Genomic DNA, 20,039 nt, shown 5'->3' on the forward strand with positions numbered 1-20,039 from the left:
CGCCCTCAAATATCGAAATTGATCATTTGGCGCATGATGAATATCCCGATCAACATCCAGACGGCCGACGCCCCAAGAATGATATGGCCGCGAATATCGGTAAAAAGCACCGATAGATATTCGGGCGAGGTAAAGTGCACCAGCATCATGACGACAAAGGGCAGCGAGCCGATGATGACCGCAGACGCCTTTGCCTCCATCGAAAGTGCATTCACCTTGGCACGCATCTTCTTGCGGTCGCGCAGAACTTTTGAAAGGTTCGACAGCGCTTCGGAGAGGTTGCCGCCGGCCTGCGCCTGAATGTTGATGACGGTGCTGAAAAAGCTCACTTCGAAAAGCGGCATTGTCAGCATCATGCGCTCGATCGCCTGGGGAATGCCGATGCCGACCTGCTGCGCGTCGACAACCCGCTGGAACTCCGTTTTCACCGGCTCCTGCCCGTCAGATGCGATCAATCGCACCGCGTCGTTCAGCGGCAAGCCGGATTTGATCGAGCGACACATGACATCAAGTGCGTTGGGAAACTCTTCGAGGAATTTTTTCTGCCGGCGCTTGAGGAGGAACGCCAGTGCCCAGCGCGGCAGCCCCAGCGCGATAACGGCGCCTATCGGTAGGGCGATAAGCAATGACAGGCCATAAAGAAGTGCGATGAGGGTGGCAAAGCCCGCCGCGCCGACGCTCAGCAGCTGAAACTGTCGCAGGGACAGCGTCAGCCCCGCCTGAACGAGCTTTTCGCGCAAACCGACATTTTTTGCCTTTTTTGCCCTCTCATTTTGTTTTTTCTCCATTTCCCGCAGGTTGTCCTGCATGGATTTGCGGCGTTTGCTGAGCTCATGCACGCGGTCACGTGCGGCTTTGATGTTGGTGTGGTCCGTCTCCGCGGCCTGGACCCGCTTGAAGCGGCTGGTGGACTTTTTTTCGACCTCTATCTGCTGGAAAAGAAAAGCGTAAGCGAGCGCGCCCGCCGAAACGGCGACGAGCGCGGCCAATAAGAGGATTGTCGGGTCCATGGCGGTCGCTTTCCCTTAGGAGGTCTTTTCCATTTCATCGAGCGCGGCGGCCAGGCGTTTTTCCTCGCCATAATAGCGTGCACGGTCCCAGAAATGGGGTTTGCTGATGCCCGTCGATACATGTCTGCCGATCAGTTTGCCGTTGGCATCCTCACCTTCGATTTCGTATCGCATCAAATCCTGAGTGACGATCACGTCGCCTTCCATGCCGATCACTTCCGTGATCTGGGTTATCCGGCGTGAACCATCACGCAGGCGCTGCGCCTGAATGACGACATCGATCGATCCCGAGATGATTTCACGCACGGTTTTGGCCGGCAGGGTGAAGCCGCCCATGGCGATCATGGATTCGATGCGGCTGAGGCACTCGCGTGGTGTATTGGCGTGCAGCGTTCCCATTGAACCGTCATGGCCGGTATTCATCGCCTGGAGCAGGTCGAATACCTCCGGTCCGCGCACTTCGCCGACGATGATGCGTTCCGGCCGCATGCGAAGGCAGTTCTTGACGAGATCCCTCATCGTGATCTCACCTTCCCCTTCGATGTTCGGAGGCCGCGTTTCGAGTCTGACGACATGCGGTTGCTGCAGCTGCAGTTCGGCGGTGTCTTCGCAGGTAATGACGCGCTCATCCCTGTCGATGAAGCTCGTCAGGCAATTGAGAAGCGTGGTCTTGCCGGAGCCGGTGCCGCCCGAGATGACGACGTTGCAGCGGACACGACCGATGATCTTCAGCAGTGTCGCGCCTTCGGGTGTGATCGCACCGAAACGCACGAGCTGGTCGAGCGTAAGCTTGTCCTTCTTGAATTTTCGGATTGTCAGCGCCGGGCCGTCGATGGCGAGCGGCGGCGCGATGACGTTGACGCGCGAGCCGTCCGGCAGGCGGGCGTCGCATATGGGGCTCGATTCATCCACACGTCGGCCAACCTGGCTGACGATGCGCTGGCAGATGGAAAGCAATTGCGCGTTGTCGCGGAAGCGGATGTCGGATTCGATGGTCTTGCCGCCGACTTCGATGAAGGTCTGGCCAGAACCATTGACCATGATATCGGCGATGTCGTCGCGGGCAAGAAGGGGCTCAAGCGGCCCATAACCGAGAACGTCATTGCAGATGTCTTCAAGCAGTTCTTCCTGCTCGGCAATCGACATTGCGAAATTCTTGATCGTGATGATGTCGTTGACGATATCGCGAATTTCCTCGCGCGCGCTCTCCGCATCAAGTTTGGCGAGCTGCGAAAGGTCGATCGTATCGATGAGCGCGGAAAATACCTGGCTCTTGGTATTGTAATAATCCTCCGTGCGGGCGCGCTTTTTTTGCGCCGGCTGCGTGACCGCCATCTGTCGCGCTACGGGTGATTGGCCCGGCTCGAGCGTGTCGATGGAGAGAGAGCGCGGCTCGGGCGCCGCCACCTGCATGGGGACAGGTGCGACGGGATCCGGCTTCGTGCTTCTGGCTGGGCCCTCGGCCCCGCGTTTTCCGAACATCGGCGTTTCCGTCAATAGGCGCGGAGGGAATCCCTACTTGCGCTTGAGAATATTCTTAAGTCTGTCCAGACCGCCGCGCCGGCTTTTGCGCAGCACCGTGCGACCGGTGATGGTATGGGCAATTTGCGAGAAGGTTTCTGCGATCTGGGATTTTTCATCCATTTCGCTAATCATGCGTCCGCTGTTTGCGGCGTTTCCAAACAATTGCGCCTCGAATGGAATGATCGCAATCGGCTCGATTTCCAGCGGGTCGAAAAAATCCGCCGGAGCGATTTCGGGTCGCTTCGGCATGCCCACCTGGTTGAGGATGAGATGCGGCAATTTATCGTTGGGGCGCAGTTTTATCAGCGCGTCGAACAGGTTCTTCGTGTTGCGAAGATTCGCAAGATCCGGAACCGCGGTGATGACGACCTCATCCGCTTCCGCAAGCACAGCCCGTGTCCAGTCGCACCATTGGTGGGGAAGGTCGAGGACGGCGACGGGGGCGCTACGCTGCAAAACCTCAAGGATCGGCAGAAAGGCCTGGCGGTCTAGATCGTAAGTCCGGTCAAGAAGCGACGGTGCCGCGAGCAGCGATAGGTGATCGGAGCATTTCGTCAAAAGGCGGTCGAGAAATACCTCATCCAGCCGCTCCGGCGAGAAAACCGCTTCCGCCATGCCCTGGGCCGGATCCTGATCGAAATCGATATTGGCTGTGCCATAAGCCAGATCCATGTCGGCGAGAATGGTTTCCGTCGAAAACAGGGTCGAGATGCCGAAGGCGCAATTATGTGCGACCGTCGAGGAGCCCACCCCACCTTTGGCGCCAATGAAGGCGATGTTGCGGCCAAGCGGCTCCGCTTCGGGGTCGACGAAGATCGCGGCGATCGAAGCCAGAAGATCGGCCATGTTGACCGGGGCGACCAGATATTCGGAAATACCGTTGCGGATGAGGTCGCGATAGAGCGTTATGTCATTGTGGCGGCCGACAATGATGACACGGGTGGAGGGGTCGCAAACCTCCGCGAGAGGAGCAAGGTCATCCAGCAGCGAAGCCGGCGCGCTTGCCGTCTCCAGAATGATGAGATTTGGCGTAGGCGAGGCAGAGAACATCGTGGCCGCAGCGTTGATGTCACCCTTCGTCACCCGCAATGTTACCTTGCTCATGCGCCTGTCACCGGACAATGCGTCCATGACGCCCTGCGTGTTGTCGCTGACGCAGAAGGCGTGGATAGAGATGCGGGGCAGGGGCCGCAGGCGGTCCATATCGGAGGTGCGCACCGGCTGCAGGGTGTCTGCTCCGTCGCTTGACTTGATGTCGTATTCTACAGCGCTCATCGTCTTTCCTGCCGTGACAATTGTTGGGACCGCATCAGTTTGCGGTGGCCGTGTTCTTGCCGTTACGATACGTATCGATAACCACTGCGCGGCGCTCGGCATCGATGGGGCTCATGCCGCGCGGGCCGACCAGATCCATCGGATTGGCGACTTGAGCCGCGAGATTGCTTTGCGAAGCGCACCCGAAATTGTACCAGTTCTTGTTGGCGAAGGTGTTGTCCGAAAGGTCTTCCGGCCATTGGCCGCATTGCCCGGTCATGGCGGTAATAGCGACATAGCTCAGTCGGATGGGGGCGGAGTCGCCGTTCGGCGAAGCCGCGTAACGTGTCTCCATGATCTTGCCCGGTGCGACCCCGGCGCCGGACAGCGTAGTGCGGATCTGTTTCGCCATTCTAGCGGCGCTTGCCGAATTGGCTGATCCCGATGGTATCTGGATGTTGATGACACCCGTCGACATCGACGCATAATTCTGGGCGAAACCACGTATATTGTCCGCCATCGCCGTGGTGAGACGGCTATCGCCTGCCGAAACCGGGATATCAAGCGAATGTTCCGCTTCCGACAGGGTGATCGGATGGCGGGTCCGGTAATCGTCGGGAATGGCGTTGGTCGTGAGCGGATCGCGCGCACAGCCTTGCAGAAGGCCGGCGGTGAGTGCAACCACGGCGACAAGCCCGGCGCGCCCCAGGGAAGAAGAGGAGGATGTTTCCCGCATGCTGTTTCCTGACCTGAGGAGGCCTGTTCTGAAGAGGGGGTTTCGTGCGCGTGTCGTCATTTGTAGATGAACCCCACTGATCCCTGATAGGGAGCTGCCTGAACCTGATCCTTGCGGCCATAGACCTTGTTGACACGGTTCATGAAATACATGGCGGCATCGTTTTCAGGATTGAAATTGTCATCCGGGCGGGCAATCTGGTTGCGCGCGACCGGGCGCACCAGATAGGGCGTTGCAATGATGACAAGTTCCGTTTCGTTGCGAAGGAAGTCCTTGCTGCGGAAAAGCGTGCCGAAAATGGGGATTTTCGACATGCCCGGAAGCCCCGACATGGCCTGGCGGATATTGTCCTGAACGAGACCTGCGATCACGATCGAACCGCCCGACGGAAGCTCGACCGTTGTCGATGTCTCACGTTTACGAACGGACATGTAGGTCGAACCCGGGATGTTGCGCCCGTAATTTCCGGTGACAACATTGCCCTCATAGGTCGGTTCGGACACATTGGTCTCTATCTTGAGGCTTATCCTGCCCGGTGAAAGCACCACTGGCCTGAAGTTCAAAGTGATACCGTAGTCGACTGTTTCCGTTTCGCGTTTGACGGTCGCGATACCTGTGTCCTTGTCGAGCGAAACATCCTGTTCCGCAGCAATTCGAAAATCCCCGCCGACATAAAATTTGGCCTGTTCGCCAGAGATCGCCGTGAGGCTCGGTTCCGCCAATGTCCGCATTACTCCCGCCTGCTCCATGGCATTCAGGTAAGAGGCAAATCTCAGGGAGCCGGAGCCAATCGCGCCGCTGGCGATGCGCGTGGCGCTGTCGATGGCATTCCCGAGGTTGGAGGGGTTTGAGAACTCGAAACCGTTGTTGCTTGTCGAGCTGCTGATCGAGCCGTTGAAGCCAAGTTGCTTCAGCACCTGTCTGCTGACTTCAGCGACGGTCACCTTCAGTGTCACCTGGTCCTCGCCCTCGATCGTCAGCATATTGACGATCTGCGATACCTGGCGATTTTCGGCGAAAATTGCTGCGTCACCCCCGTTATTTCCGCCCGTCAGCGAGATATTTCGGGTGGTGGCTTCACCGCCTTTCAAGAAGGCTTCGGCAAGCTGAACTGCACGCGCCGAATCTTGCGGTGTGCGTACCGATCCGGTGAGAACGATATTGTCGGAGACGATTTCGACTTTGATGTCGGATTCAGGGATGAAGCGACGAATATTGGCTTCAAGACCAACAATATCCCGCTCCACTTCCAGATCAAGGCTGACGATCTCGCGCCCACCCTCGCCGAAAATGAAGATATTGGTCTGACCGACTGTTTTTCCGAACAGGTAAATGCGTTTCGATGTACGCGTTACCGCATCCGCGAGGCTGGGATCGGCGACAAGAATGTCATGGGCGTCCTCAGGCAGGTCGATGACCAGCGCCTTGTTGAGACCAAGCTTCAGCCGCTTGCGGATGCCCGAGCCGCTTTCAGTGATCCGCACGATACTGGCGCTTTGAGCCTTTGCTTCACTGAAGCGCAGAAATTCGGGCGAATGCGGGCCCGGAACGCCTGAGAAGGCCACGCAGAACGCCAGCCCGCCAACGAATGATGAACGTAGGTCTTTTGCCAGACGTCTTGTCATGAACCCCCCGGTCATTGTGTTGCTCCTTGACCGCCCTTGACGATGGAGCCCGATTTGATCACCTGGATTTCTGGCTGCCCTGCACCGCCGTTGAGAAGATAACCGGCTGATAATGTATCGTTCTCCTGCGCATCGGCGACGGATCGCAAGGCCAGCGTCAGGCGATCCGCCATCTGCTGCGCGACGGTTATGATCTTTGCCTGTTCGGGGGTCAGTTCCAGTGTCGCTGTTGCGCCAACGACCGCAGAAATGCCGTCTTCGCCTTCCTTGATCTGCTGGTCGATTGCCAGGACGCGGACGTTGTTCAAGACATTCTCTGTCAGAAAATTACCGCCGTCACCCTTCCGGACCATGATGACGTCGACGCGATCATTGGGCAGAACGAAACCGCCGGCACCGGTTGAAACGGAAATCTCCGTCGCGACGGCGCGTTTGCCCGCCGGCAGAAGCGAAGACATGATGCGTGCATTGGAATCGACCACTTTTTCCGGCCGTATCGGCTCGCCCTCGAATAGGGGCAACCGCACGACTGCACCGGCAAGGTCTTTAATCGCGTCCGGATTTTTTGTGTCGGTTATGAAACTATCGACCACGTTGCCCTGCGGCCAGGGCGTCCAGCGAACAGAACTGTCATTCAGGCGGCTGCCGACGGGAAGATTTACTGAAGAAACCAGAACGTTGACCGTCGGCTCCTTCTGGATGATCGTTTCCGCCTTTTCGATGACCTGCTTCGTCCCGGAAATATTCATGGCGACAAGGCCGGCAAGACCGGCAGCCACCAGAGCAACGGACATAATGACGATACGCGACGGTTTCATGCTCGATCCTTGAGGGAATCAGATTCTTCTCCCCTCAGGATGGCGCGCGATTGGTGTAATTATGGTTAATATTGTGCTTGGATTTGTAGTTAATGATGCCTTAATTCCGGCAACGCAGTAATTCTCTCTAGGAGAGGCTGGCGATTGCCGCTTTTACTATCGGTGCGTCACCATAGGTCAGGAACCCTGCAATGGCGATGCCGATCCCATAGGGAATTTTTTTTGCCACGAGCAGCGAAGCTGGCACGGGAATGCCGCTGGCCATGATTTCCTGGGCGCGCGACCGCAAGAGCAAAATGCCGAGGGTCAGCAGTCCTCCAACGAATGTCACTGAAAGCAGAAATTCAACAAGGGAAACGCTGAAGCCGTACCACACCGCTGCGCCAGTCAGGAGTTTCGCATCTCCACCACCCATGACGTTTGCCGCAAAAAGCGCGAAGCAGGCAGCAAAAACTACGCCCGCCGCGGCAAGGCTCATTCCGAAAGTATGCCAGCCCATGCCGGAAAAAGGCGCGATCACGATGAACGACAGCAGCAAAATCAGCGGAATCCGGTTGGGGATAGTCATGCTTAGCAGGTCGGTAAACGCCGCGAATGCAAGGCAAAGCGGAAGTGCCAGGAAGATGACGGCTATAACCATGAAGGAAACTCCCGTTTATTCGAACACTTCCAGGCGGCGTGCACAGGTATTCCAGGTATTGAACACAATGTGAAATGCCGCTCACAAGTTTTGAGCGGCATTTCGATCTCAGATTGGAAGCAATTAGAAAGCTGTATTTCGAGCGGTTGTCATAGTCGTACCGATGCGGTCGAAGAGCGCGTCGAGCTGTGTGCCGACGACGCCTGCGCCGCCAACGATTGCGACGGACAGCAGGGCAGCAATCAGGCCATATTCAATTGCCGTAGCGCCGGATTCGTCCTTGAGGAAACGAGCGAAAATCTTGGTCATGAGTATCTCCTAACTCTTGTGTAGTTCAGCACGCCGACAACTGTTCTCCGTTGTTCGGTTGCCTTCAAACTACAGACGAGCGATTTCCAAGCGCTTAAAAAAAACGATTAACTCAAAGTAAACGGCAGGATGAGTTTCCTTTGGTAAATAAATATGAAAAGTATTTAATGTATTTCTATATTTGCTTATAAACAAACTTCTTCTGTCGAAGGGCTGTTCTCATTTTGGGAAAACGGGTTCCTCAATGAGACACAGATGTTCAGTTATGATGCGGGGCGGCGCACGTCGGGAATGCCAGGAATTATGCATGGTTACCGTGCGCATCACGCATTTTCGTCACTTAACGCTTCATTCACTAAAACCACGCATTCTTTGACGCGGTAAACTGCTGATTAGTGAGCAAGGGCAAAAAGCGTGTCATCCGGAAAACTGACGAAAATTGTGGTCGGCTTGTCGGTCATTCTGGGAGGGGCGTTCCAGTCCGGTTTTGCCCAGGAAGACATATTGCGCGTCTCGATGAATCACGCCCGCGTCCTCCGTCTCGACCGTCCTGTCAGCAAGGTTATCGTCGGCAACTCGAAAGTTGCCGATGCCACGGTTGCCGACGCCACCACGATCGTTCTGACAGGCCGCAGTTTCGGCACGACAAATCTCGTACTTCTCGACGCCGAAGGGAATCCAATCGTCGATGAGCGGATTCTCGTCTCCATTGATGAAGGCAATACGGTCCGTGTTTTCCGTCAGACGGAGCGAACCGTTCTTTCCTGTACGCCCAATTGTGAGCAGCATTCGCAAAACAGTGGCGACAAAGACGCCCAGCCTTAACAAGGCTTGGTCCGCCTCAAATCCGAACGATCGAGCCGCCATATTCGATGACGTGAAGGCGTGAGCCTCGGCTCGTCATCTGCATCTTTTCCTAAGGGTAAGATTGGCGCTGGACCTCAGCAAAACGAAAAACCGCAACATGTACCCCTGCGTTCTGCAGGAGGGCCAAATGTTGCTGTTTTTTCGTCTAAGTATTTGATCTGGCTAAGATCAAAAATGGAATGGTGCCCAGAAGAGGACTCGAACCTCCACACCCTTGCGAGTACCAGCACCTGAAGCTGGCGCGTCTACCAATTCCGCCATCTGGGCGACGGAGAGCGATGTACGAGGGCAGCCGCCCGGTGTCAACAGGCTTTTTGAACTTTTATGACGGTCATTGATTTTAAAGGGAAAAAACTTGTCTGATGCCGTTGAAACCCGTCGCCGGGTCAGGTGTCGAGGCCTTCGTGCTTCGTCCTGTCGACATGACCGAGGTCTCGGTCCGGGTCGATGATGTCGCGGATTCTCTGTTTGAGCTCTTTTGGGCCGGGAAAACCGCCGTCACGTTTACGTTCCCATATAATGGTACCGTCCACCCCGATCTCGAACACGCCGCCGGTTGAGGGGACAAGGCTCACTTCGCCGATATCCAAGGCGAAGGTTTGCAGGATTTCCTGCGCCATCCATCCAGCCCGCAGCAACCAGTTGCACTGGGTGCAGTAGCGTATCGTTATGCGCGGTTTGGTGTCGGTCATCATCACGTCTCCTTCGCGGCCGAGTCACGATAATGTTAACTTTAACGCTCATGTTTTTACCCGGCATATGCTTGTTCTTATCACGGGGCTTTGCGAACAGATAAGTCAATCGAATGCTCAAACAGAGAGATCCTATGGCCCAGTTCGACAATAATCGTCAGCGTCTGTTCGTTCCCGCCGTTGCACCGCTTTACAACGGGACACACGATGTGGTGGAGACCATTTTGCGTGTCACGGCGGGACTTCTGCTGGTTACCCATGGGTTCGGCAAGATTCTCAATCCCTTCGGGGCGGTCGGCATGGTGGAGAGCCTCGGTTTTTACCCGGGCGTCTTATGGTCGCCGCTGCTGGCGGCAACGGAATTCTTCGGCGGTATTTTCATCGCCATCGGCCTTTTCACGCGGCCGGCATCCTTCGCCGCCATGATCGTCCTTCTGGTAACGGTCTGGTTCCATGGTGTGGTGAAGGCGGAAGGTCTGGGCGGTGCGGAAAAATCGATTCTCTGGGCGGCGATTTTCCTGTTCTTCACGATTCGGGGCGGCAACCGGCATTCGGTCGACGCGAAGCTCTCGCGGGAATTCTAATATCCAGTGGCGGGGCCCATGCTGTGCCACGCCACTGCTGCCGTACCTCTTGAAAATCCCTTTTCATCATGATGAAGCTTGGATTCAATCGGCGAAACCCGCCGGCTGAATCATCTGTTATCATCAAGAGGTCGCATGCGCGTCGCAATTATCGAAAACATGGCGGGCACGCCGCATGGACAACTCGGCGTGGCATTGGCGGAGGCAAATGCGGAGGTACACGTCATTCGCGCCTATGCGGGGGAACCGCTTCCGAAAGATGCGGGCGGTCATGATGCCCTTATCGTTCTGGGCGGAGAGCAGAACGCACTCGACGATGCCCTCTATCCCTATCTTCCAGAGCTTGCGCGTTTGATGAAAACCTTTGGCGATGCGGGCAGGGCAGTCATGGGTGTTTGCCTCGGCAGCCAGCTGCTGGCCCGCGCTTATGGTGGCGATAATATTCTTTCCGGTCCACCGGAATTCGGCTGGCAAAAGGTGTCCCTCACGGAAGAGGGCATTTCCGATCCGCTTTTGGCCGGGCTGGATAGAGCTTTTCCGATTTTTCAATGGCACTGCGATACATTTACACTACCACCCGGTGCCACCCGGCTTGCGACCAATGCCGCGACACGGAATCAGGCCTTTCGCCTCGGACGGGCGGTCTATGGCACACAGTTCCATTTCGAGGCCTCCGCCGCAGTCGTTGACGGCTGGTGCGAGGCCTTTCCCGCTTCCATCGAAAAAATGGCGCCCGGCTGGCTGGCACAATATCCCGATCATCGCGACCTGCGCGCAGGGATGGCGGATGCAGCGGGTCTGGAGATTGCCCGTGCCTGGGTGCGGCTCATCTGACGGATTTTCTGTTGCGAATATCATGGTGCCAGACCAGAATTGCGTGGAGTTCATTTTTCAGCGCGAAGGAGCCGCAAAGCCCATGTACAAATTCGAGATCTATCAAGACAAAGCCGGAGAATTTCGCTTTCGCTTCAAGGCTTCGAACGGCGAGACGATGTTTGTCTCTGAAGGCTATAAGGCCAAGGCCTCGGCCATTCACGCGATCGAGTCGATCAAGAGAAATTCCCCCGGCGCCGATACCGTTGATCTCAGCACCATGACGGCCTGAGTCGTACAGTGAGAACCGGAATGCAATTTACCTGCCAGAAATGAAGGGCGCATTGGTGGGTGCCGGCGTAAAGATAAGATTCAGTCTTTTTTGATAATCTTCCGTTAGCATTTGTATTTCGAGGTCTCCGGGTGGCGCCAGTGCGTCCCCGATTTGTTTTGCGTACGGGTTCTCATGCGTTCTTCGGCTGTGCCAGCACTTTTTTTCGGTTGCCTTCTGCTTGGCGGCTGCACGTCCAGTTCCGGTCCGGAAAGCCTGGTTGCCGGCTTGCCGTCAAAGGAAACCACGAGTTCTGTCACGCCATCAGCGCCGGTGCCGCAGGCAAGTGTTGGCTCGCAGCCGATAACCGCTCAACCGCGGCAGGAAGTACTGGCCTGGGGTGGGCCGGTGCCGGAAGAGCCCAAAGCTTTTTCCGCCGTCACGCCGAGGGCGTCGCTGCCGCAGGATGCGCCTGAAATCCGTTTGCCGGTCCCGCCGCAGGCCGGGATGATACGCCCGGCCGAACGGCCGATGGAGCGTCCGGTCCAATTGGCCATGGCGGCGGCTCCGGCGGCGAGCGCCGGCGCGCAGATCCGCTCCCGCATTTTCCGTTCCAGCTTCAGCGATGCGAAACCGATCAATTTCGGCCGGGTTCAGCCGCGGCATTTCCAGGTGCACGGCGTGGATGTTTCGCGCTGGCAGGCCAATATCGATTGGCCGTTGCTGCGCACCCGCGGGGCCAATTTCGCCTTCATCAAGGCCACGGATGGCGGCGATCACCTTGATCCGATGTTCCGCACCAACTGGCAGGGTGCAAAGGCCGCGGGCATTCGCCGTGGCGCCTATCACTTCTTCTACTGGTGCCGTTCGGCCAGCGAACAGGCAGACTGGTTCATTCGCAACGTGCCACGCGATCCTGACGCACTGCCACCGGTGATCGATGTGGAATATAACGGCGAGTCGAGCTGCAAGATGCGCCATTCCCGTGAGCGCGTTCTGGAAAAGATGCGCGTCTTCATGAACAAGCTCGAGCGCCATTACGGGCAGCGGCCGATCATTTATACCGCGCCGGATTTTTACAAGGATAACCTGACCGGCGAGTTCCAGGACTATCCTTTCTGGCTGCGCGCCGTCGCCCAGCACCCATCGGTGGTCTATCCCGGTCGCAAATGGCTGTTCTGGCAATATTCCGGCTCGGGCCTGTCACATGGCGTCGATGGCCGCATCGATCTCAATGTCTTCAACGGCAGCGAAGATGCATGGCACCGCTGGGTAGATCGCCGTTCCAGCTGAAGGATCGCCCGTGTCAGCGCGCGAATTTTCTGGCGCCCGCGACGCAGAGCACCACAACCAGCGTAACGGCAATCATGGCAGGGCTTACCTCTTCGTGCAGCAGGGTTGCGGCAAGGGCGAGGCCGAAGAACGGCTGCAGCAGCTGCAATTGTCCGACTGCCGCAATGCCGCCCTGCGCCAGGCCGCGATACCAGAAGATGAACCCGATCAGCATGCTGAACAGGGAAACATAGGCAAGGCCGCCCCAAGCCTGGGGATCGATGCCGGCAAGCGTTTCCGGCCCTGTGAAAAACGCGAGCGGCAGTATCACCGGCAGGGAGAGAACCAGCGCCCAGGAAATGACCTGCCAGCCCCCCAGCCTGCGGGAAAGGGCGGCACCCTCTGCATAACCGAGTCCGCAGACGATGATTGCGCCGAGCATCAGGAGATCGCCGGCAAGCGAGGCCTCAAGCCCGGTCGAAAATGAATTCCACATCGAAAAGCCCGCCACCAGGGCGCTGCCCAAGCAGGAAAACAGCCAGAAGGCCGGGCGCGGGCGCTCGCCTCCGCGCAGAACCGCAAAGATTGCGGTGGCCAGCGGCAACAGCCCGACAAAAACAATGGAATGCGCCGAGGTAACGTGCCGGAGGGCAAGCGCCGTCAACAGCGGAAAGCCCACGACAACCCCAAGCGAGACGATGAAGAGCGATGTCAGATCATGGCGCGCCGGGCGCTTTTGCCTGAAAACAAGCAGCAGCACCACCGCCAATAGACCCGCAATGCTGGCGCGGGCCACAGTGAGGAACACGGGATCGAAACCCGTCACCGCAACGCGCGTGGCGGGCAGCGAGCCGCTAAATATCACCACGCCCGTCAGACCGTTCAGCCAGCCGCTTGTCGCCTTGTCCATCGTCATCTCCTGCATTTTGTCCTTCTTCCTCCGGAACTGCTGGCGGCAACAGCGACAGTCATGTACAATTTAAAGAAACTGTTATGGTTGATGTTCCAGTACGGATGGAGAGAGTTGTGGACGGGCGGTTTTCAACCCTCGCGCAGATCGAACCCGGTACGCGCATAGAAAAGGTCATGGCGAGCATTCGCCAGCGCATTGCTTCGCGCAGCCTCGTTCCAGGCGCGCGCCTGCCTTCGGTGCGCGGGCTGGCGAAAGCCATGCACGTTTCCACCTCCACTGTTGTCGAAGCCTATGACCGGCTGGTGGCCGATGGCACGATAAGCTCGCGGCCGGGCTCCGGATTTTTTGTAGCCGGTCCGCTTGCGCCCCTGTCTCTCGCCGATATCGAGCCCCGGCTTGACAGGGCGGTGGACCCGCTATGGGTATCCCGTCAGGCGCTGGACGAAGGGTCCGTCCTTGCCAAGCCCGGTTGCGGCTGGCTTCCCGCGTCCTGGATGCCGGAAGAGGCAATGCGGCGGGCGATCAGGGGGCTTGCGCGCGCGGATGCCGCCCTGCTGACGGATTATGCGAGCCCGATGGGGCTTCTGCCGCTGCGGCAGCTCCTGTCGCGCAGGCTGGCCGATCACGGGGTTCAGGCCGGGGCCAGCCAGATCATGCTGACCGATTCCGGTACCCAGGCAATCGATCTCCTGTGCCGCTTTTTGCTGCAGCCTGGAGATACAGTAATCGTCGACGATCCATGTTATTTCAATTTCCACGCCCTTTTGCGCGCGCACCGCGTCAGGGCCATTGGCGTGCCTTATACACCTACAGGGCCGGACCTGCCTATTTTCGAGCAGGCGCTGAAAGAGCACCGGCCACGGCTCTATATCACCAATTCCGCGATCCATAATCCCACTGGCGCGCGGCTCTCCGCCGTTCATGCCCACCGTTTGTTGATGTTGGCCGAACAGTCGGGACTGACCATCATTGAGGATGATATTTTCGCCGATTTCGAAACTCAGGCCGCCCCGCGTCTGGCGGCCTTCGACGGCCTGAACCGCGTTGTCCAGATCGGTAGTTTTTCAAAAACACTGTCGGCTTCCGTGCGCTGCGGTTTCATAGCAGCGCCCCTGGCGTGGGTGGAAGCGTTGACCGACCTCAAGATCGCCACCGCTTTTGGCGGAGCGCATTTCTCAGCCGCGCTGGTCCTGTCGCTTCTAACGGATGGCAGTTATCGCAAACATGTCGAGGCGCTTCGTCTGCGGCTTGCGGCGGCGATGCCGGAGTCGGCGGCGCGCCTCATCTCACTTGGATGCGTGCCGTGGATCGAACCGCAGGCGGGCATGTTTTTATGGTGCCGCCTGCCGGAAGGCGCGGATGCTGCCGATGTGGCGCGCCGCGCGCTCGCGCAGCAGTTGGTGCTCGCGCCGGGGAATGTGTTCAGTTCCTCGCAGAGCGCGTCCGGTTTCATGCGTTTCAACGTGTCGCAAATGGGTGGTCCACACGTCATGACCGTGCTTGCAGACGCTCTTCGTCAGCCGCCCGTTTCACCTTCGTCCTGACCGCAGGGGCGACTGATCGGAACAAAATCGCGGGAACGTCGTTTTCTCGGCAGAATGAAGAGGAGGAAACACCATGACATTCGATCCCAACAACCCGCGTCCGGACCGCGATCTTCGTCCGGAACTGAATATCAATAACGAACCGCGTGCCCGCACCTCGTCGTCCTGGGTGCCATGGCTGGCAATCATCGTCGTCGTATTGGTGGGCGTCTTCGCCTGGTCGCAGATGAGCGGCCCGACCACCGATCCGGCCACGACGTCGTCCACTACGCCACCCGCTGCGACGGACCAGGCGCCGGCACCGATGGCACCGACTACCCCGGCAACGCCGCCGGCAAATAACGCCGCCCCGGCAAGTCCGAACACGGGTGGAACCCAGACCAAGCCTTAATGGCTGACTGGACATGATGAAGCCGCCTGCTTCCGAGCAGGCGGTTTTTTCGATTGAGCAATCGCTGGTTTGCTCGCTCAGAGCTGGTCCATGGCGGAAGGATGATTGGAGACTTTTGACCAGCGGGTGATCGATTCTGCCGCCAGCGCCGAAAGCGTAATATTTCCGAAGCGGGATAACAAAATGCTCTCCGCCTCGGTCATGGCCTCGAAAAGTGCAGCATTGACTGCCTGTTCAATAACACAATCCGGATTGTCACCTGCCAGCCCGATAGAGAACAGTCCGGGTGCGCCAAGCGCTCTGTAGATATCGAGTAATGTAATCTCATCGAGTGGGCGCGCCAGAACCCATCCTCCGCCATGTCCTTTTTCCGAAGAAACATATCCCTGCTCGCGCAGGCCCGCCATCGTCCTGCGCACCACCACCGGATTGGTCTGCAACATGGCTGCGATACTTTCCGAAGTCGCCGCGCCCTCGTGTTTTTCCATATGGATCAGAATATGCAGCACCCGGGAAAGTCGCGTGTCGTGTCTCATTGTTGAAGCCCGCCTGTTTGCATTCACGCTTACCACCCTCCGGCTGACGTAACAATATAAGTTGCATGACCATTGACTCGATCTTTCATGTAACAGTATAAGTAGCATGATATGGACCGCGGTTACGGTCGGTCTCAAACTATGGGTGCATCATGAAATTCGACGTGATCATAATAGGCGGCAGTTACGCCGGGTTATCCGCCGCCCTGCAGCTGGGCCGCGCAAGGAAGCGGGTTCTGGTGGTGGACGCAGGCGAAAGACGAAATCGCTTTGCCAGCCACTCCCATGGTTTTCTTGGGCAGGACGGCAAGGCGCCCGGCGAGATCGTGAGCGAGGCACGTAGCCAGATCGAGCGCTACCCGACGATCGAGTGGGCGCGGGGGAGGGTAACGGATGCGGAAGGGACTTTTGGTGACTTTGAGGTTGAAATCGATGGCGGTCGCCGTGAAAGCGGCGCCCGTCTCATTCTCGCCATGGGCGTCACCGACGAACTTCCGGATATAGCCGGGCTGAAGGACCGCTGGGGGTCCTCTGTTTTCCACTGCCCTTATTGCCATGGCTACGAACTGGATCAGGGAAAGATCGGCGTTATCGCGGCTTCACCTCTGGCCATACATCATGCACTGATGCTCCCGGACTGGGGGGAGACGACCTTCTTTACCAATGGCGTCTTCGAGCCGGATGCTGATCAGGATGCGCTTCTGTCTGCTCGCGGGGTCCATGTGGAAAAAACGCATATCCGGGAAATCGCCGGACATGCGGATATCGCTCTGGTGGATGGGCGTAATGTTGCACTGGCGGGCCTTTTCACCCAGCCGAAATTGCGTATCGCCTCAGACTGGGTAAAAAAACTTGGCTGCGCCATCGAGGAAGGACCGATGGGATCGACCGTCGTTACTGATCCGATGAAACAGACCACCATTGCCGGCATATTTGCCTGCGGCGATGTGGCAAGGGCTGCCGGCTCTGTGGCCCTTTCGGTTGGTGACGGCGCAATGGCCGGTGCGGCGGCGCATCGGTCGATCCTGTTTCCGCAATGATCAATGTGAAACGAGGTTGAGCCAGCGCCCCGGTGGCATGCCGAAGGCATTTTTGAAATGCCGCGTGAAATGTGCCTGATCCGCGAACCCGCAGGCGAAGGCTGTTTCCGCAAGGCTGCCACCAGCCCGCATCATCTCCTTGCATTTTTCCAACCGCCGCATGATGAGATAACGGTGCGGGCTCGTTCCGAGCAGGAAACGGAAATGCCGAAAAAGCGTAAAGCGGTCGAGCCCGCTTATCTCTTCCAGCTCTTCCGATCCCACGGTTGCGGCGCTGTTCTCCAGCAGGTAATTCCTGCACCGCAAGACGGCGGCCCTGTCAACTCGCTTGATATTCCCAGTTCTTTCATTCGAATGTTTGCAGAGCAGATCCGCAAGTCGCGCCTGCCAGTCTGTCACAAGTAGATTGTCCGGCTCGCTTTCGAGGTTGGCAAGCACTTCGATCAGGCATAGGCGAAAGGCCTCGTCCTCGATAACGGGATGTTTGGAAAAAGGCAGCGACTTATGTCCTGCCTGCATCATCTTTTCAGGCGGAAGGTAAAGCATGCGGTAGCGCAGGCCCTCATCCGTGCCGGCGCCGCCATCGTGAACTTCGTCGGGATGCAGCACGATCACATTTCCGGGCATGCTGAAATGCGATGCGCCACGATAGGAAAAGGTCTGAACGCCTGAGAGCGTAACGCCCAGCGCATAGGTATCATGCCGGTGCGGCGCGTAAGCATTACCGTGAAAGCGCGCTTCTATGCGCTCGAAACCGTCGCTCGCGGGGGCCTGCACGATGCCCTCGAATTTGCACGAACGTTCAAGATCGGTGGCATGCAGAGGCTGTAGGGTTGCTTCTCCTTCGTAACCACAGCCAGATTGAGTTCGCATGTTTGACACCAAGATCGCCGTCGTCCTTCGTGACGACCTTGCCGTTTGGCAAAAATTGAACGTCACCGCATTTCTCATGTCCGGGATCGTAGCCCAGACCGGAGAGATCATCGGGGAACCATACCGCAACGGGGCGGGGAACGTCTACAATCCTCTGTCTGTCCAGCCGATTGTCGTGATGGCCGCGGATCAGGAGGCGTTGCGCAAAATCCATCAGCGTTCTCTTGAGCGTGATGTCACGACATCGCTTTATATCGAGGAAATGTTCTCCACCGGACACGACGCGGCGAACCGTCAGGTCTTCTCGGAATTTTCTCCGGAAACCGCAAAGGTTGTCGGAATGGCGCTTAGAGCCGATAAGAAAATCGTCGACAAGATTACGAAAGGCGCGAAGCTGCACGCCTGAGAACGGTGTTTTTGAAAGGAAAAGGGAGGCCGCAAGCCTCCCTTTCAAAAGCAATCGCGGTACTTCGCCGCTTATTCGTCGTTCATCTTCAGAGCGGCGATAAAGGCTTCCTGCGGAATTTCCACCTTGCCGAACTGGCGCATGCGCTTTTTGCCTTCCTTCTGCTTGTCCAGAAGTTTGCGCTTGCGTGTGGCGTCGCCGCCGTAGCACTTCGCCGTTACATCCTTGCGCAACGCGCGCACGGTTTCGCGGGCGATGACCTTGCCGCCGATGGCGGCCTGGATCGGGATCTGGAACATGTGCGGCGGAATGAGTTCCTTCAGCTTTTCGCACATGCCGCGCCCGCGCCGGTCGGCCGCCGAGCGGTGGACCAGCATGGAAAGCGCATCGACGGGATCGCCATTGACGAGGATCGACATCTTGACGAGATCGCCTTCGCGATAATCGATGATGTTGTAATCGAACGAGGCATAGCCCTTGGAGATGGACTTCAGGCGGTCGTAGAAATCGAACACTACTTCGTTGAGCGGCAATTCGTAGGTGATCATCGCGCGGTTGCCGACATAGGTCAGCTCGGTCTGCAGGCCACGCCGGTCCTGACAGAGTTTCAGGATGCCGCCGAGATATTCATCCGGCGTCATGATCGTGGCCTTGATCCAGGGCTCGCGGATTTCCTTGATCTTCACCACGTCGGGCATGTCGGCCGGGTTGTGAAGTTCCTTTTCCGTGCCGTCCGTCAGCGTCATTTCATAAACGACCGAAGGCGCTGTCGCGACGAGATCGAGATTGAATTCGCGCTCGAGGCGTTCCTGAATGATTTCGAGATGGAGCAGGCCCAGGAAGCCGCAGCGGAAACCGAAGCCGAGAGCGGCAGACGATTCCATTTCGAAGGAGAAGGAGGCGTCGTTAAGGCGAAGCTTGCCCACCGCCGCGCGCAAATCTTCGAAGTCGGCCGCATCGACCGGGAAGAGGCCGCAGAACACCACGGGCTGCGCGGGCTTGAAGCCGGGCAGGGCCTGCGCCGTCGGGCGCTTGTCGTCGGTGATGGTATCGCCAACGCGTGTATCGGCCACCTCCTTGATAGAGGCGGTGATGAAGCCGATCTCGCCGGGGCCGAGACTATCGACATTGACCATCTTCGGGGTCAGGACACCGACGCGCTCGATGCCGTATTTCGCGCCCGAACCCATCATGCGGATCTGCTGGCCCTTGCTCAGCACGCCGTCAATGACGCGCACGAGAACCATGACGCCGAGATAGGTGTCGTACCAGCTGTCAACAAGCAACGCTTTAAGCGGCCCGTTTTCGCCGACATCGCTCTTCGGCGGCGGCAGGCGGTGGACGATGGCTTCCAGAACATCGGGAATGCCAAGACCTGTCTTGGCGGAAATCATCACCGCATCGGAAGCGTCGATGCCAATGACTTCCTCGATCTGTTCCTTGATGCGGTCGGGTTCGGCCGCAGGCAGGTCGATCTTGTTGAGCACCGTGACCAGCTCATGATTATTGTCGATTGCCTGATAGACATTGGCGAGCGTCTGGGCTTCCACGCCCTGCGAAGCGTCGACCACCAGCAGCGAACCTTCGCAGGCCGAAAGCGAGCGGGAGACTTCATAGGCAAAGTCGACATGACCGGGCGTGTCGATAAGGTTCAGCACATAGGTCTCGCCGTTATTCGCCTTGTAATGCAGGCGCACGGTCTGAGCCTTGATCGTGATGCCGCGCTCGCGCTCGATATCCATCGAATCGAGCACCTGTTCCGACATGTCGCGTTCGGCGAGGCCGCCTGTCGACTGGATCAACCGGTCGGCCAGCGTCGATTTGCCGTGATCGATGTGGGCAACGATCGAAAAGTTGCGGATATGGTCCAGGGGCGTGCGGGTCGAATTTGTGCTCATGTTCCGCGCTATAGCAGGGGCTT

Annotated in this window: 22 protein-coding genes and 1 tRNA gene; 9 read left to right on the top strand and 14 right to left on the bottom strand. The window is 57.8% G+C overall.

Annotated elements, in window-relative coordinates:
• Positions 1–5 precede the first annotated feature (5 nt).
• From EGT36_RS06980 to EGT36_RS07015, 8 genes are all read right to left on the bottom strand, one after another.
• A complete protein-coding gene (locus EGT36_RS06980; protein ID WP_125270152.1) occupies positions 6–1,010 on the bottom strand; it encodes a type II secretion system F family protein in 1,005 nt (334 codons plus the stop codon).
• A gap of 15 nt (positions 1,011–1,025) precedes the next feature.
• Positions 1,026–2,492 (bottom strand): TadA family conjugal transfer-associated ATPase, encoded by a 1,467-nt coding sequence (locus tag EGT36_RS06985; RefSeq protein WP_035206587.1) that lies wholly within the window; start codon positions 2,490–2,492, stop codon positions 1,026–1,028.
• 33 nt (positions 2,493–2,525) lie between these two features.
• A complete protein-coding gene (locus EGT36_RS06990; RefSeq protein WP_125270153.1) occupies positions 2,526–3,809 on the bottom strand; it encodes a CpaE/TadZ family protein in 1,284 nt (427 codons plus the stop codon).
• 34 nt (positions 3,810–3,843) lie between these two features.
• Positions 3,844–4,524 (bottom strand): CpaD family pilus assembly protein, encoded by a 681-nt coding sequence (locus EGT36_RS06995; protein ID WP_037089474.1) that lies wholly within the window; start codon positions 4,522–4,524, stop codon positions 3,844–3,846.
• A gap of 56 nt (positions 4,525–4,580) precedes the next feature.
• Positions 4,581–6,164 carry a type II and III secretion system protein family protein gene (locus tag EGT36_RS07000; protein ID WP_004439306.1) on the bottom strand — a complete coding sequence of 528 codons (1,584 nt, stop codon included), beginning with the start codon at positions 6,162–6,164 and terminating at the stop codon, positions 4,581–4,583.
• A complete protein-coding gene (cpaB, locus tag EGT36_RS07005) occupies positions 6,161–6,967 on the bottom strand; it encodes a Flp pilus assembly protein CpaB (protein WP_004439307.1) in 807 nt (268 codons plus the stop codon). The genes EGT36_RS07000 and cpaB overlap by 4 nt, the downstream gene beginning before the upstream one ends.
• Before the next feature lie 127 nt (positions 6,968–7,094).
• A complete protein-coding gene (locus EGT36_RS07010; protein WP_037089473.1) occupies positions 7,095–7,607 on the bottom strand; it encodes an A24 family peptidase in 513 nt (170 codons plus the stop codon).
• A gap of 123 nt (positions 7,608–7,730) precedes the next feature.
• A complete protein-coding gene (locus tag EGT36_RS07015; protein ID WP_037089472.1) occupies positions 7,731–7,916 on the bottom strand; it encodes a Flp family type IVb pilin in 186 nt (61 codons plus the stop codon).
• A gap of 414 nt (positions 7,917–8,330) precedes the next feature.
• Between EGT36_RS07015 and EGT36_RS07020 the strand changes: the two genes are divergently transcribed.
• Positions 8,331–8,741, top strand: coding sequence for a pilus assembly protein N-terminal domain-containing protein (locus EGT36_RS07020; protein WP_037089471.1), 411 nt, complete (start codon positions 8,331–8,333; stop codon positions 8,739–8,741).
• A 222-nt stretch (positions 8,742–8,963) separates the two neighbouring features.
• Here EGT36_RS07020 and EGT36_RS07025 read toward each other — a convergent pair.
• Together EGT36_RS07025 and EGT36_RS07030 are read right to left on the bottom strand one after the other, a co-directional pair.
• Positions 8,964–9,050 (bottom strand) — tRNA-Leu (locus EGT36_RS07025).
• Between the two features lie 119 nt (positions 9,051–9,169).
• Positions 9,170–9,475 carry an Rdx family protein gene (locus EGT36_RS07030; protein ID WP_037089622.1) on the bottom strand — a complete coding sequence of 102 codons (306 nt, stop codon included), beginning with the start codon at positions 9,473–9,475 and terminating at the stop codon, positions 9,170–9,172.
• 134 nt (positions 9,476–9,609) lie between these two features.
• Here EGT36_RS07030 and EGT36_RS07035 point away from each other — a divergent pair, with 134 nt between their 5' ends.
• The 4 genes from EGT36_RS07035 (at position 9,610) to EGT36_RS07050 (ending at position 12,436) form a co-directional block, all read left to right on the top strand.
• The gene (locus tag EGT36_RS07035; RefSeq protein WP_037089470.1) at positions 9,610–10,059 is read left to right on the top strand and encodes a DoxX family protein; all 450 of its coding nucleotides are present in this window, start codon (positions 9,610–9,612) and stop codon (positions 10,057–10,059) included.
• Positions 10,060–10,194: 135 nt separating this feature from the next.
• Positions 10,195–10,893: a type 1 glutamine amidotransferase gene (locus EGT36_RS07040; RefSeq protein WP_037089469.1), complete on the top strand. Its 699-nt coding sequence runs from the start codon at positions 10,195–10,197 to the stop codon at positions 10,891–10,893.
• A gap of 82 nt (positions 10,894–10,975) precedes the next feature.
• Positions 10,976–11,164 carry a YegP family protein gene (locus EGT36_RS07045; protein ID WP_004439314.1) on the top strand — a complete coding sequence of 63 codons (189 nt, stop codon included), beginning with the start codon at positions 10,976–10,978 and terminating at the stop codon, positions 11,162–11,164.
• A gap of 174 nt (positions 11,165–11,338) precedes the next feature.
• On the top strand, positions 11,339–12,436 hold the full coding sequence (locus EGT36_RS07050) for a glycoside hydrolase family 25 protein (protein ID WP_125270154.1): 1,098 nt from the start codon (positions 11,339–11,341) through the stop codon (positions 12,434–12,436).
• Between the two features lie 13 nt (positions 12,437–12,449).
• On the opposite strand, the gene EGT36_RS07055 is transcribed toward EGT36_RS07050, so the two are convergent.
• Entirely contained in the window at positions 12,450–13,325 is an 876-nt protein-coding gene (locus EGT36_RS07055) for a DMT family transporter (RefSeq protein ID WP_037089620.1), read from the bottom strand.
• Positions 13,326–13,429: 104 nt separating this feature from the next.
• On the opposite strand from EGT36_RS07055, the gene EGT36_RS07060 reads away from it, so the two are divergent.
• Together EGT36_RS07060 and EGT36_RS07065 are read left to right on the top strand one after the other, a co-directional pair.
• A complete protein-coding gene (locus EGT36_RS07060; RefSeq protein WP_044459963.1) occupies positions 13,430–14,872 on the top strand; it encodes an aminotransferase-like domain-containing protein in 1,443 nt (480 codons plus the stop codon).
• Positions 14,873–14,945: 73 nt separating this feature from the next.
• Positions 14,946–15,263: a hypothetical protein gene (locus EGT36_RS07065; RefSeq protein ID WP_037089466.1), complete on the top strand. Its 318-nt coding sequence runs from the start codon at positions 14,946–14,948 to the stop codon at positions 15,261–15,263.
• A gap of 77 nt (positions 15,264–15,340) precedes the next feature.
• Here EGT36_RS07065 and EGT36_RS07070 read toward each other — a convergent pair whose 3' ends face one another.
• Positions 15,341–15,799 (bottom strand): Rrf2 family transcriptional regulator, encoded by a 459-nt coding sequence (locus tag EGT36_RS07070; protein WP_004439321.1) that lies wholly within the window; start codon positions 15,797–15,799, stop codon positions 15,341–15,343.
• A 152-nt stretch (positions 15,800–15,951) separates the two neighbouring features.
• Here EGT36_RS07070 and EGT36_RS07075 point away from each other — a divergent pair, with 152 nt between their 5' ends.
• Positions 15,952–16,839 carry an NAD(P)/FAD-dependent oxidoreductase gene (locus tag EGT36_RS07075; RefSeq protein WP_004439323.1) on the top strand — a complete coding sequence of 296 codons (888 nt, stop codon included), beginning with the start codon at positions 15,952–15,954 and terminating at the stop codon, positions 16,837–16,839.
• Here EGT36_RS07075 and EGT36_RS07080 read toward each other — a convergent pair whose 3' ends face one another.
• Positions 16,840–17,616 carry an AraC family transcriptional regulator gene (locus EGT36_RS07080; protein WP_037089616.1) on the bottom strand — a complete coding sequence of 259 codons (777 nt, stop codon included), beginning with the start codon at positions 17,614–17,616 and terminating at the stop codon, positions 16,840–16,842.
• Between the two features lie 94 nt (positions 17,617–17,710).
• On the opposite strand from EGT36_RS07080, the gene EGT36_RS07085 reads away from it, so the two are divergent.
• Positions 17,711–18,118 carry a DUF2000 family protein gene (locus EGT36_RS07085; protein ID WP_125270155.1) on the top strand — a complete coding sequence of 136 codons (408 nt, stop codon included), beginning with the start codon at positions 17,711–17,713 and terminating at the stop codon, positions 18,116–18,118.
• 71 nt (positions 18,119–18,189) lie between these two features.
• Here the strand turns inward: EGT36_RS07085 and lepA are convergent, their stop codons facing one another.
• The gene (gene lepA, locus EGT36_RS07090; RefSeq protein WP_004439328.1) at positions 18,190–20,016 is read right to left on the bottom strand and encodes a translation elongation factor 4; all 1,827 of its coding nucleotides are present in this window, start codon (positions 20,014–20,016) and stop codon (positions 18,190–18,192) included.
• Positions 20,017–20,039: the final 23 nt, after the last annotated feature.

The sequence above is a fragment of the Agrobacterium sp. FDAARGOS_525 genome (genome assembly GCF_003938925.1).
Classification (GTDB): Bacteria; Pseudomonadota; Alphaproteobacteria; order Rhizobiales; family Rhizobiaceae; genus Agrobacterium; species Agrobacterium pusense.